Consider the following 12,263-nt stretch of genomic DNA (forward strand, 5'->3'; position numbering starts at 1 on the left):
CTCTCCTCGCTGACGCTCACTGTCGTGTGGGTCTGCGAGGACGAACTCTCCGGTACGCCGTGACCGGCGCTCCGGGGGCCCGCGGTACCACCCCGCTTGACGGTCAGCTTCGACCGCCCGCTCGTTGTCGGCGATAACGGGCCGCCCCGTCCGGTTCTACTGAGCCGGTCACCCGGCCGTTCTTCCGGAAGCTCCCCGGTGATAGCCGGATCATCGCCCTTCGGCCGTCAAGGTTACCCGACCTCCCCGCCGCCCCGCCTCCAAGTAACACCCGCCACCCACCCCCGCGATCTTGCACTTCTGGTCGGCTCTTTGATGTAGAACATCCGCTTTGTCCCGACAGAAAGTGCAAGATCGCGAGAGGTGTGGGGGCGGTGGTCAGGGGGTGGGGAGGGTGGTGGTCCAGAGGGAACGGCCCGCGCGGTTGCGGAGGTGGACGGTGAGGGCCCGGGTCTCGGCGTCGATGTGGACCTCGCCGAAGTGTTGGAAGCCCTCCGCCGGGGACGTGTTGGCCCGCGGTGGGGCGTTGACGAAGACGGCCTTCGGGCCGAAGGTGCCGTCCAGGGCGTTGGGGCCGAAGGCGCCGGCGTGCGCCGGTCCGGAGACGAACTCCCAGAACGGGGTGAAGTCGGCGACTGCCGCCCGCGCCGGGTCGTAGTGATGTGCGGCGGTGTAGTGCACGTCGGCGGTGAGGAAGACGATGCCGCTCACGCCCGCCCGGTGAGCCGCACCGAGCACCCGGGCGAAGTCCAGTTCCCGGCCGGCCGGCGCGCCCGGATCACCCTGCGCCACGCCCTCCTGGGCGTCGGATCCGTCGGGCACCACCAACCCGATCGGCAGGTCGATGGCGATCATCTTCCAGGTGGCCCGGGAACGAGTCAGTTCCCGGATCAGCCAGGCCCGCTGCTCGGCGCCGAGCAGGCCACGGCCGGGGTCGGCGTAGGTGTTGCCGTCGTTGGGGTCCTTGTAGGTCCGCATGTCCAGCACGAAGAGATCCAGCAACGGGCCGTACGACATCCGTCGGTAGCGCGGTCCGCGCGGTGGCGTGGGCAGCCACTCGTCGAAGGCCCGCCGGGCCCGCGCGGCGAGCACATCCACCCGGCGCTCGGTGTAGCGGCTGTCGGTCAGCACCTCGCCCGGATACCAGTTGTTTGTCACCTCGTGGTCGTCCCACTGGTTGACCTGGGGTACCTCCGCGGCGAACGCCCGCAGGTGCTCGTCGAGCAGGTTGTACGCGAACTGCCCACGGAACTCGGCCAGCGACTCGGCAACCTTGAGCTTCTCCGGCACGACCAGATTGCGCCACACCCGCCCGTCGGGCAGCGTCACCGTCTCGGTGAGCGGATTGTCGGCGTACACCGTGTCACCGCTGCACAGGAAGAAGTCCGGCCGACGCTCCCGCATCGCCCGGAAGATCTCCATCCCGCCGAAGTCCGGTGCGATGCCCCAGCCCTGGCCGGCGATGTCCCCGGTCCAAACGAACCGCACGTCGCGACGGTGGTGTGACGGGGCGGTGGTAAGTGAGCCGGTCAACGGCGTGCTGGCCAGGCCCGGCCGGTCCAGGCTCTCCACCCGCACCCGGTAGTGCAGCCGCTCGGCGTCGGGCAGCCCGCGCAGTCGCACCTTGCCGGTGAAGTCGGTGTCCGGGGTCAGCACCGGCCCACGTACCCGACGGGCACCCCGGAAGTCGGGCCGGCGGGACACCTCCACCACCATCCGCCCCGGGCGGTCGGAGCGGGTCCAGAGCACCGCCGAGTCCGCCGTGGCGGCTCCGCTCTGCACGCCGTGCGTCAGCACCGGCCGTCCGGCGGGCCGCCAGGCCGGCCCGGCGAGCGCGCCCGGTCCGCCCAGCAGCGCACCGCCGGCGGCACCGGCGCCGGCGACCAGACCGGCCCGCAGCAAGGTACGTCGGTCGAGTTCGGTCATCGTTCCTCCTGAATGAGGGGACTGACCGCTTCGGTCTACCGGGCCGACGTGGCCGTCGGCGTCTGTCCGGGTGACCGCCGCCGGAACGCTGCATGACCGGCGTCACATGCCCCATTTGTCACGCGACGGGCCGGGCGATCCGTCGTGGTGGTGTCAGACCGAACTATCGGGGAGGTTGTCATGCAGCGGATCAACGTGGCCGAGGTGGCACCGGAGGCCTTCGGCGCCGTGCTGGGGCTGGAAAAGTACGTCCGGGCCAACGTCGACCACACCGTGCTGGAACTGGTGAAACTGCGCGCGTCGATGCTGAACGGCTGCACGTACTGCGTCGACATGCACAGCCGGGAAGCGCTCGGCGCCGGCGAGTCGAGCCGTCGACTCTTCGCGGTGGCCGCCTGGCGGGAGGCGCCCTTCTTCGACGAGCGGGAACGCGCCGCTCTCGCGTTGACCGACGCGGTCACCCGGCTGGGCGAGCACGGCGTGCCCGACGACGTCTGGGACGCCGCGTCGAAGGTTTGGCCGGAGAAGGCCCTCGCCGACCTGGTTCTGGCGATTGCCACAATCAACGTGTGGAACCGGATCGCGGTGACCTTCCGCAACGAGCTGCCGACGGACGTGTGAGCCCGGTCGACGCGGCGGAGGCGGCCGGTGCGCTCGACGCGCACCGGCCGATGCTGCTCGGGCTGGCCTACCGGTTGCTGGGTAGCCGCCACGACGCCGAGGACGTCCTCCAGGAGGCGTACCTGCGCTGGTTACGGGTCGACCGCGCCGAGGTGAGCGAGCCGCGTCGCTACCTGTCCCGGGTGGTGACCCACCTGTCGATGGACCGGCTGCGGGCCCGGCAGGCCACTCGCGAGACGTACGTCGGGCCGTGGTTGCCGGAGCCGGTGCCCACCGCGCCGTCGCCGTTCGGACCGCTGGAGCGTGCCGAACTGCGCGACTCGCTCTCCACCGCGCTGCTGCACCTGCTGGAGCGGCTCACCCCGCCGGAGCGCGCTGTCTACGTGCTGCACACCGCCTTCGAGCTGCCCTACGCCGAGATCGCCGAGTTGCTGGACCGCTCCGCCGAGGACTGCCGCCAGCTGCACCACCGGGCGAGCGTCCGCATCGGGCGCGACAAGCGTCGCTTCACCGCCGACCGGGCCGAGCAGGAACGGCTGCTGGAGGCGTTCATCGCCGCCGCGACCGAGGGCGACCTGGCCGCGCTGACCGACCTGGTCGCCGCCGACGCGACCGCGTGGAGCGACGGCGGCGGCCGGGTGCGGGCCGCCCGCAACCCGGTCACCGGCGCGGACCGGGTCGTCCGGTTCGTGCTGGGTGTCCGGGAGAAGGGCTGGCTGCACGCCGTGCGGCGCACGGAACTCAACGGCCAGCCGGCCGCCGTGGTGGTCACCGCGGCCGGTGACACGTACGCGGTCACCCTCGGCACGGCCGCCGGTCGGATCACCGACATCTTCCTGGTAACCAACCCGGACAAGCTGCCCTGGACGGCCTGAGTCGAGCGGCTGGCTCAGCCCAGTTCGGGGAACCAGAGTGCCAGCTCGCGCTTGGCGCTGTCGGCCGAGTCGGAGGCGTGCACCAGGTTCTCCCGGTTGGACAGGGAGAGGTCGCCGCGGATGGTGCCGGCGGCGGCCTTGCGCCCGTCGGTGGCGCCGATCAGGCCGCGCACCACCTCGATGACCTGGTCGCCGGAGAGCACGAGCGCGACAAGCGGACCAGCGGTCATGAACGCCTTCAGCGGCGGGTAGAACGGCTTGTCGACGTGCTCGGCGTAGTGCTCGTCGGCCAGCGCGGCGTCCATCGTCCGGGACACCATCGCGTCGATCCGCAGCCCCTTGCGCTCGAACCGGGAGATGATCTCGCCCACCAGTCCTCGGCTGACCGCATCGGGCTTGATCAGGACGAGCGTGCGGTCGTCCGGGCTGCTGCTGGACACGCTGGGTTCCTCCTCAGAGCGGAAGCCGGTCGGGCTGGGTACGGTCAGCCTAGCGACCCGGTCCCGGCGCCGGCGCGGGTGGCCGGCCTTCCCCCGGCTCCCGATCCGGCCTAGCCTGGCCCTGACCCCCGGGAGGTCCACTGTGGCGAATGGTGGCGGCAACCGACCCATCGCACCGGTACGCAAGTTGATCGCCGCGGTGCTGGGCACCGTGGCCACCTTCGTCATCCTCTTCGGCCTGGGCATGACCAGCTGGGCCATCGTCGCACTCGGTGCCGCCCTGCTGGCCCTGGCGATCGCGCTGGCCACCGTGCGCAGCGGCGGCCGCACCTGGGTCGTCGGTGCCGGCCACGTGCACAGCGCCTCCGAGCCACCGACCCAGTACGCCTTCGGTCGCTGCGAACTGCAACTGGTGATCGACGCTCCCGGGCTGCCGCCCCGCTCGAAAAAGATCATCGAGCCGCGGGTTCCGGTGTCGAAGTGGCCGTCACTGGGGCAGACCCTGCCGATCCGGGTGGCACTGGACGACCCGCGACACGTCCGGGTGCTCTGGGACGAGGTGCTCACCCACACCGAGGCCGGCAGCACCGCCGACCTGCCCCCCGAGTTCGCCACGGTGCCGCCGGACGAGGTGCTGATCGGGCAGGAGGCGCCACCGTGGGCCGGTCGGGCGCCGGAGGACGACTTCCACGACCCCTCGGGCGATCCGTCCGAGGGGCCACTCGGCGCTCCGTCGGACGGCAGACCGCACGACACCGCGGCCGAACCGGTGGAGCACCACGAGACGGTACGGGTACGCCAGCGCCCGGGTCGTCCGGTCGTGCTGGAGGGGACCGTGGTGGAACGCTCCGACGAGCAGCGGCTCCCCCGCCGAGCCACCCCCGCGCCACGGATGCCCGCCGAGGAGCGGTTCACCGAGGAACCGCTGAGCCCAGCGGCGACCTCCGCCGGGGATGAATCTGCCGACCGGGTGGCCGATCCGGCACCCTCGGGGCGACCCGCGCAGCCACCGACCGGCTCGGCCACGGGCCTGACCGACCCGATGGATCCCCTCGACCCGCTCGACCTGCCGCTCGACGATCCGGACCCGGGCCCGACGGCGACCACCGACCGCGCGACGACCAACGGCCAAGCGGCGACCACCGACCGTCCGACTGCCGACGGTCACCCGCGGTCGGCTGCCGACCGGGGCGAGACGGTCGACGCGGGGGAGCTGGACGAGGCGATCTTCGGCTTCGACCCGGACGCCGCCGACCCGGCGGCCCCGATCAGCGGGGTGGGCATCACCCTGCTGGTGACCGAGCTGTCCCGCTCACTGGAGTTCTACCGGGACCGGCTCGGCTTCACCGAGGTCGACCGGGGTGCCGCCAACGCCGTGCTCTCCTCGGGGGCGACCCGCCTGGTGTTACGCGAGGTGACCGGGGCCCAGCCGATCAGCCGTCGGCTGGTCCACGTCAACCTCGACGTGGACGACATCCAGTCGGCGTACGAACGGCTGCGCGAGTCCGGAGTCCGGTTCACCTACCCACCCCGGGTGGTGAACCGTGGCAGCAAGCTGGAGGTGTGGGCGGCTGCGTTCCGTGACCCCGACGGACACGGCATCGCGCTGACCCAGTGGCGGGAACTCGCCGAGGCGTGATCGGGACCAGGGCAGCCTGAAACCTGGCACCACCGCCTCAGCCCAGGATCACCCGCCGCACGTGCAGCGCGTACGCCCACACCAGCGCGAACATCACGCCCAGCACGAACAGCGACCAGTGCAGCAGGCCCGAGAGCAGCAGCAGACCCTGCAACACGGTGCCGGCGGGCCAGGCCCACGGCCGACGCATCATGCCGGCGAGCACGGCGGCGACCACGGCCAGCGCCACGACCACGGCGATCGCCGCACCGCCGAGATCAGCGCCGACCGCCCGGATCGGCTGGATCGCCAGCAGCAGCACCAACGCCTCCAGGGCGAGGGCAGCCGCACCGAGACCGCGTACCGCCCGCTGCGGGTCGCGCAGGCCCGACCGGCGCGGCTGGCCGTCGCCGTCCCCCGTCATCGCTTCAGCAGCCGGCGGGCATCGGCCACGGTCACCACGGAACCGGTGATGAGCACCCCGACGCCGGCCAGTTCACCCGGCACGTCCTCCTCGGCCAGCGCCACCGCCGCCTCGATGGCGTCCGGCATCTCGTCGGCCACCTCGACCCGGTCCGGGCCGAACACCTCCGCGGCCAACGCGGCCAGTTCCTTGACCGGCAGCGCGCGGGGTGAGCTGTTCCGGGTCACCACCAACTGGTCGACCACCGGCTCCAGCAGCTCCAGCATGCTGGCAGCGTCCTTGTCGGTGAGGGTCCCCAGCACAGCGACCAGCTTGCTGAACGCGAACTCCTCCTGCAGCGCGGTGACCGTGGCCGCCATGCCCTGCGGGTTGTGTGCGCCGTCGAGCAGGATCGTCGGCGCGCTACGCACCCGCTCCAGCCGCCCCGGGGAACTGGCGGCGGCGAAGCCTTCCCGCACCGCCTCCACGTCGAGCTGCCGGCGGGCACCCGCACCGAGGAATGCCTCGACGGCCGCCAGTGCCACCGCCGCGTTCTGCGCCTGGTGGGCACCGTGCAGCGGGACGAAGACCTCCTCGTACACCCCACCCAGCCCTTGCAGGGTGAGCACCTGGCCGCCGACCGCGACAGCCCGACGCAGTACGCCGAATTCCGAGCCCTCCCGGGCCACGGTCGCACCCACCTCCGCGCAGCGTTGCAGGATCGGCCGGGCGGCCTCCTCCTCCTGAGCGGCGGCGATCACCGTCGCACCCGGGTGGATGATGCCGGCCTTGGCCACCGCGATGTCCTGGAGCGTGTCACCGAGCCACTCGGTGTGATCGAGCCCGATCGGCGTCAGTACGCACACCCCCGCCTGGATGACGTTTGTGGCGTCCTCGGCACCGCCGAGACCCACCTCGACCACGGCCACGTCGACCGGTGCGTCGGCGAAGGTGGCGAAGGCCAGCGCCGTGGTCATGTCGAAGTAGGTGAGCGGCTCGGCCGAACGGTCGTCGACCAGTTCGGCGAGCGGCTTCACCTCCTGGTAGACGGCGGTGAACCGGGCCTCGTCCACCGGCTCGCCATCCAGGCTGATCCGCTCCCGCACCGTCTCCAGATGCGGGCTGGTGTACCGCCCGGTGTGCAGCCCGAAGGCCCGCAGCAGCGAATCGATCATCCTGGCCGTGGAGGTCTTGCCGTTGGTCCCGGTCAGATGGATCGACGGGTATGCCCGCTGCGGGCTGCCCAGCAGGTCCAGCAGGGATGAGATGCGGTCCAGCTCGAAGACCATCCGGGTGAAGCCACGCGCGGCCAGTTCGGCCTCCACCTGCGCGAAGGCGGCACGCTCGGCCCCGCCGGTCCGGTCACGGCGGTCCGCGCCCGCACGATCACCGGTACGGGCGCGGTCGGTCAATTCGCTGGGGTCCGCACCCGCCCGCTCGGCACGGATGCGGTCGGTGCGGTCGACAGGGTCGGTCACGAGGAAAGTGCCTCCAGGGCGGCATCGATGCGGGCCAGGTCGGCCTCGGCGACCGCCAACCGTTCGCGGATCTTGGAAACGACGTGCTCGGGGGCCTTGCCGACGAACGCCGGGTTGTCCAGCTTCGCCCGGGCCTGTCCCGCCTCCTTCTCCGCCGCCGCGCGGTCCTTGGTCAACCGGGCCCGCTCGGCGGCAACGTCGATCGAACCCCGGGTGTCCAACGCGACACTGACCTCACCCGGCATGGCCAGGGTCGCGCTGGCCTGGAAATCGTCACCGGCCGGGTCCAGCCGGGCCAGCGACCGGATCAACGGCTCGTGCGCCGACACACCGGCGCCGGACAACCCGTCGAGTCGGGCCGCGACCCGCTGGGTCGGACGCAGCCCCTGGTCGGAGCGGAACCGGCGGACCTCGGTCACCACCCGCTGGAGGGTGGCCACCTCCGTCTCGGCCGCGTCGTCGATCAGCGCCCGGTCAGCCGTGGGCCAGGCCGCGGTAAGCACCGTCTCCCCGCCGGTGAGCGCCGTCCACAGCTCCTCCGTGACGAACGGGATCACCGGGTGCAGCAGTCGCAGCAGCTGGTCCAGCACGTGACCGAGTACCCGGCGGCTGACCTCGGCCGGTTCGCCGCCGCCAGCCAGCACCGGCTTGCTCAGCTCCACGTACCAGTCGCAGACGTCGTCCCAGGCGAAGTGATACAGCAGGTCACAGACCTTCGCGAACTCGTACGCCTCGAACTGCTCGTCGACCTCGGCGGTGACGTGGGCCAGCCGGGACAGGATCCACCGGTCGATGGTCGACAGCCGCCCGGCGTCCGGCATCGGGCCGTCGGTGTGCGCGCCGTTGATCAGTGCGAACCGGGTGGCGTTCCAGAGCTTGTTGCAGAAGTTGCGCGAGCCCTGGCACCACTCCTCGCTGACCGGCACGTCGCCACCGGGGTTTGCGCCGCGGGCCAGGGTGAACCGGGTGGCGTCGGCGCCGTACCTGTCGATCCAGTCCAGCGGGTCGACCACGTTGCCGAACGACTTGGACATCTTCTTGCCGTGCTCGTCGCGGACCATCCCGTGCAGGGCGATCACGTCGAACGGCTGCTTGCCATCCATCGCGTACAGGCCGAACATCATCATCCGGGCGACCCAGAAGAACAGGATGTCGTACCCGGTGACCAGCACACTCGTCGGATAGAACTTCGCCAGGTCCGGGGTCTGCTCCGGCCAGCCGAGCGTGGAGAACGGCCAGAGGCCACTGGAGAACCAGGTGTCCAGCACGTCCTCGTCCTGGTGCCAGCCCACACCGGTCGGCGGTTGCTCGTCCGGGCCGACGCAGACCACCTCGCCGGCCGGGCCGTACCACACCGGGATCCGGTGGCCCCACCAGAGCTGCCGGGAAATGCACCAGTCGTGCATGTTGTCGACCCAGGCGAAATAGCGCTTGGCCAGTTCCGCCGGCTCGATGCGCACCCGACCGTCACGCACCGCGTCGCCGGCCGCCTTGGCCAGCGGTGAGGTGTTGACGAACCACTGCAGCGACAACCGGGGCTCGACGGTGGTCCGGCACCGGGAGCAGTGGCCGACGGCGTGCACGTACGGCCGCTTCTCCGCGACGATGCGTCCGTCGGCCCGCAGCGCGGCGACGATCGCCGGACGGGCCTCGAACCGGTCCAGCCCCTCGAACGGTCCGTGCGCGGTGATCACCCCCCGCTCGTCCATGATCGTCAAACTGGGCAGGTCGTGCCGCTGCCCGATCTCGAAGTCGTTCGGGTCGTGCGCCGGGGTCACCTTCACCATGCCGGTGCCGAAGGACGGGTCGACGTGGACGTCCCCCACGATCGGGATTCGCCGCCCGGTCAATGGCAGCTCGACCTCGGTGCCGATCAGGTGGCGGTACCGCTCGTCGTCCGGGTGCACGGCGACCGCCGTGTCGCCGAGCATCGTCTCCGCCCGGGTGGTGGCCACCACCACGTCGTCGCTGTAGCGGATCGAGACCAACTCGCCGTCGTCGTCGGTGTGCTCCACCTCGATGTCGGACAGGGCGGTCAGACAGCGCGGACACCAGTTGATGATCCGGTTCGCCCGGTAGATCAGGCCGTCGTCGTACAGCTTCTTGAACATGGTCTGGACGGCGCGGGACAGGCCCTCGTCCATGGTGAAGCGCTCCCGGTCCCAGTCGACCGAGTCGCCGAGCCGACGCATCTGGCCGAGGATCGCGCCGCCGGAGGATGCCTTCCACTCCCACACCCGCTCGACGAACTTCTCCCGGCCCAGGTCATGACGGGAGAGCCCCTGCGCAGCGAGCTGCCGCTCGACCACGTTCTGGGTGGCGATGCCAGCGTGGTCCATGCCCGGCAGCCAGAGCGCCTCGTAGCCCTGCATCCGCTTGCGCCGCACCAGGGCGTCCTGCACCGTGTGGTCGAGCGCATGACCCATGTGCAGCGAGCCGGTGACGTTCGGCGGCGGAATGACGATGGTGAAGGGCTGCCGATCGCTGTCCGCGGAAGCCCGGAATCGACCGTCGGCTACCCACTGCTCGTACCGTCGCTGCTCTACCTCAGCCGGCTGATACTGGCCGGCGAGGGTCGGGGCGTCGGGGCGTCGGGCATCCAGTCTCTCGGTCACCCTGAAAGTCTACGGAGGGCTTCGACGGACCCGACGTGCGCCACCGGTCGTTCGCGTACGGTGTCGGCTATGTCCGACGCACATCTCAGTGCCCGCCAGCTCGACGAGGGCGCTCCGCCGGTCGAACTGACCGACGAGCCGATCGAGCTGGGCGACCGCGAGCCGACCGACGACGCCGACCGGCCCCACGTGCGGTCCCGGCGGCGACGCCTGGCCGTGGTGGCGCTCGCGATCATCGCGGCGGTGGGGGTGGGTGCGTTCGGCACCTGGGGCTGGCGGATCGTGCAGCAGAAGGACGCCCGGATCACCACGCCCGACCAGGTCGCCGGGCTTCGCCTGGACAACAGCGACCGGGCGGCCAGCACCGCCGACTACCTGCGTAGCGGGCTGGCTGCCGACATTCAGCTGGACAGCAGCTTCGGTGCCGTCTACCAGGACCCGGCCGACGCCCGGCGATCCGTACTCATCTTCGGCGGGACGACCCTGCTGTGGCAGCCGGAGCGGGATCTGGAAAGTCTGTTCGAGCTGATGGCCGACGAGACCGCGGCCGTGACCGGACTCCGCGGTGTGTCACCGGGGCGGCTGGGCGGCGTGATGAAGTGCGGCAGCACCGGCGGCGAGGGCGGCGACTTCGCGGTCTGCGGCTGGGCTGACCACGGCAGCGTGGTGCTGGCCATGTTCCCCGCCCGCTCGGTTGACGAATCCGCCGGCCTGCTGCGGCAGATCCGGGAGAGCATGCAGACTCGCGACTGACAGCTGCGCGCCGGCCGGCCCGGATGCTCGCGCGACGGCCGCCGCGCCCGGTCAGCCGGGGCGGGCGTGCCGCACCGGCGTGGCCAGCCCCGCGAGAGCCACCAGGATGATTCCTCCACCGGCGAGAAGACACACCAGCGGTACGCCGTACACCTCGGCACCCCAGGTGACGACAGCCGCGCCGACCGGACCGAGCGCATAGTGGGTTGCCCAGAAGACCGAGGTGACCCGGCCGAGGAGCCGGTTCGGGGTGACCTCCTGTCGCAGCGACAGCGAACAGATCGCCCCGACCGCCACCGCACCGAGGTAGCCCGCCGCCAGGGCCGCCACCACCGGCACGGTACGCGCCGAGCCCAGCACCGCCACGGCCACGCCGGCCAGTGCAATGCTGCCCGACCAGGTCACCCCGAAGCCGAGCCGGCGCCGCAGCGGAGCCACCGCGAGCGAGCCGAGGAGCGTACCGCCAGCCGCCACTCCCAGCACCAGGCCGACGGTGCTATCGGTGCCGCCCAGGTTGAGCCGCACGTGGTAGATCAACACGTCGTCGAGGCCGTGGGTGAGGAAGATGAACGCCGACAGCAGCAGGGTCAGGGCGCGCAGGGCCGGATGCCGCCAGAGGAAACGTGCCCCTTCCAGCAACTCGCCGCGCAGGCTGGCGACCGACATCGCGGCCCGCGACGGCCCGTCCTCCCGCAGCCGTACGACGCTGAGCGCGGCGGCCGCCACGGCGAAGCTCGCGGCGTTCACCCCGATCGCGGTCGAGTGGCCGAACCCGGCGACGACCAACCCGGCCAGCAGCGGACCGCCGATGCCGGCGACCGCGTAGCTCGCCGACAGCTTGCCGTTCGCCTCGGTGATCCGCCCGACGTCGACGAGCCCGGGCACCGCCGCCACGTACGCCACCCGGAACACCATGCCGACTGCCGCGCTCGCTGGTAGCACCAGGTAGAGCAGCCACAGCTGTGGCCCCCACAGCCAGGCCACGGGGATGGCAGTGAACAGTCCGGCGCGGACGACGTCGGCGCCGATCAGCAGGCGCCTGCGGTCCATCCGGTCGACCAGCACACCAGCGAAGATCGCAGTGACCACCGCGGCCACCCCGGCCACCGCGGTGAGCAGGCCCATCAGTGCCACCGAGCCGGTCAGTTGGAGTACCAGCAGCGGTATCGCCAGTGCGGCGAAGCCGTCACCGACCACGGAGAGGGTCTGCGCCGACCAGAACACCGTGAAGTTGCGGTTCCGCCACAGCGGTTCGGTGGCCGGCCGTTCCGCCGTCCGTGCCGTCACTCGCGCGATGCTATTCGTAGGCCGACGCCTGTCGCTTCCGCTTTATCGGGCCCAGTCTCTAACGGGCATTGGACTTCATCGGGGGCCGTGGGCCGCTCGCCGGCTAGAGAAGAAGTGTTCGGTGCCGGACCGTACCGCGCAGCGTAAAGCCTCTGGAACGCGTTTAGGGCCACCCTGTGGGTGGCCCTAAACGGGAAGAATGTCCGGCGGTGTCCTACTCTCCCACACCCTCCCGGGTGCAGTACCA

General features: G+C 71.3%; 10 protein-coding genes. 4 read left to right on the forward strand and 6 right to left on the reverse strand.

The features are described 5' to 3' along the window. Positions 1-378: 378 nt before the first annotated feature. Entirely contained in the window at positions 379-1,926 is a 1,548-nt protein-coding gene (locus tag AB0J93_RS27100; RefSeq protein ID WP_363925136.1) for an alkaline phosphatase D family protein, read from the reverse strand. Between the two features lie 180 nt (positions 1,927-2,106). Here AB0J93_RS27100 and AB0J93_RS27105 point away from each other — a divergent pair, with 180 nt between their 5' ends. After that, a complete protein-coding gene (locus AB0J93_RS27105; RefSeq protein WP_363925137.1) occupies positions 2,107-2,547 on the forward strand; it encodes a carboxymuconolactone decarboxylase family protein in 441 nt (146 codons plus the stop codon). Further along, positions 2,544-3,422, forward strand: a complete 879-nt coding sequence (sigJ, locus tag AB0J93_RS27110) for an RNA polymerase sigma factor SigJ (RefSeq protein WP_363925138.1) — start codon at positions 2,544-2,546, stop codon at positions 3,420-3,422. Before AB0J93_RS27105 ends, sigJ begins: the two co-directional genes overlap by 4 nt. A gap of 14 nt (positions 3,423-3,436) precedes the next feature. Here the strand turns inward: sigJ and ndk are convergent, their stop codons facing one another. After that, positions 3,437-3,862, reverse strand: a complete 426-nt coding sequence (ndk, locus tag AB0J93_RS27115) for a nucleoside-diphosphate kinase (protein ID WP_363925139.1) — start codon at positions 3,860-3,862, stop codon at positions 3,437-3,439. A 142-nt stretch (positions 3,863-4,004) separates the two neighbouring features. Here ndk and AB0J93_RS27120 point away from each other — a divergent pair, with 142 nt between their 5' ends. After that, the gene (locus AB0J93_RS27120; protein WP_363925140.1) at positions 4,005-5,501 is read left to right on the forward strand and encodes a VOC family protein; all 1,497 of its coding nucleotides are present in this window, start codon (positions 4,005-4,007) and stop codon (positions 5,499-5,501) included. A 37-nt stretch (positions 5,502-5,538) separates the two neighbouring features. On the opposite strand, the gene AB0J93_RS27125 is transcribed toward AB0J93_RS27120, so the two are convergent. From AB0J93_RS27125 to AB0J93_RS27135, 3 genes are all read right to left on the reverse strand, one after another. After that, entirely contained in the window at positions 5,539-5,904 is a 366-nt protein-coding gene (locus AB0J93_RS27125; RefSeq protein ID WP_363925141.1) for a DUF4233 domain-containing protein, read from the reverse strand. Then, entirely contained in the window at positions 5,901-7,172 is a 1,272-nt protein-coding gene (locus AB0J93_RS27130; protein WP_363925153.1) for a folylpolyglutamate synthase/dihydrofolate synthase family protein, read from the reverse strand. The genes AB0J93_RS27125 and AB0J93_RS27130 overlap by 4 nt, the downstream gene beginning before the upstream one ends. Positions 7,173-7,357: 185 nt before the next feature. Beyond that, positions 7,358-9,976 (reverse strand): valine--tRNA ligase, encoded by a 2,619-nt coding sequence (locus tag AB0J93_RS27135; RefSeq protein WP_363925142.1) that lies wholly within the window; start codon positions 9,974-9,976, stop codon positions 7,358-7,360. Between the two features lie 69 nt (positions 9,977-10,045). Here AB0J93_RS27135 and AB0J93_RS27140 point away from each other — a divergent pair, with 69 nt between their 5' ends. Continuing rightward, positions 10,046-10,729: a hypothetical protein gene (locus AB0J93_RS27140; protein WP_363925143.1), complete on the forward strand. Its 684-nt coding sequence runs from the start codon at positions 10,046-10,048 to the stop codon at positions 10,727-10,729. 51 nt (positions 10,730-10,780) lie between these two features. Here the strand turns inward: AB0J93_RS27140 and AB0J93_RS27145 are convergent, their stop codons facing one another. Next, positions 10,781-12,016, reverse strand: a complete 1,236-nt coding sequence (locus tag AB0J93_RS27145; protein WP_363925144.1) for an MFS transporter — start codon at positions 12,014-12,016, stop codon at positions 10,781-10,783. Positions 12,017-12,263: the final 247 nt, after the last annotated feature.

The organism is Micromonospora sp. NPDC049374, from assembly GCF_040677165.1.
Taxonomy (GTDB): Bacteria; Actinomycetota; Actinomycetes; order Mycobacteriales; family Micromonosporaceae; genus Micromonospora.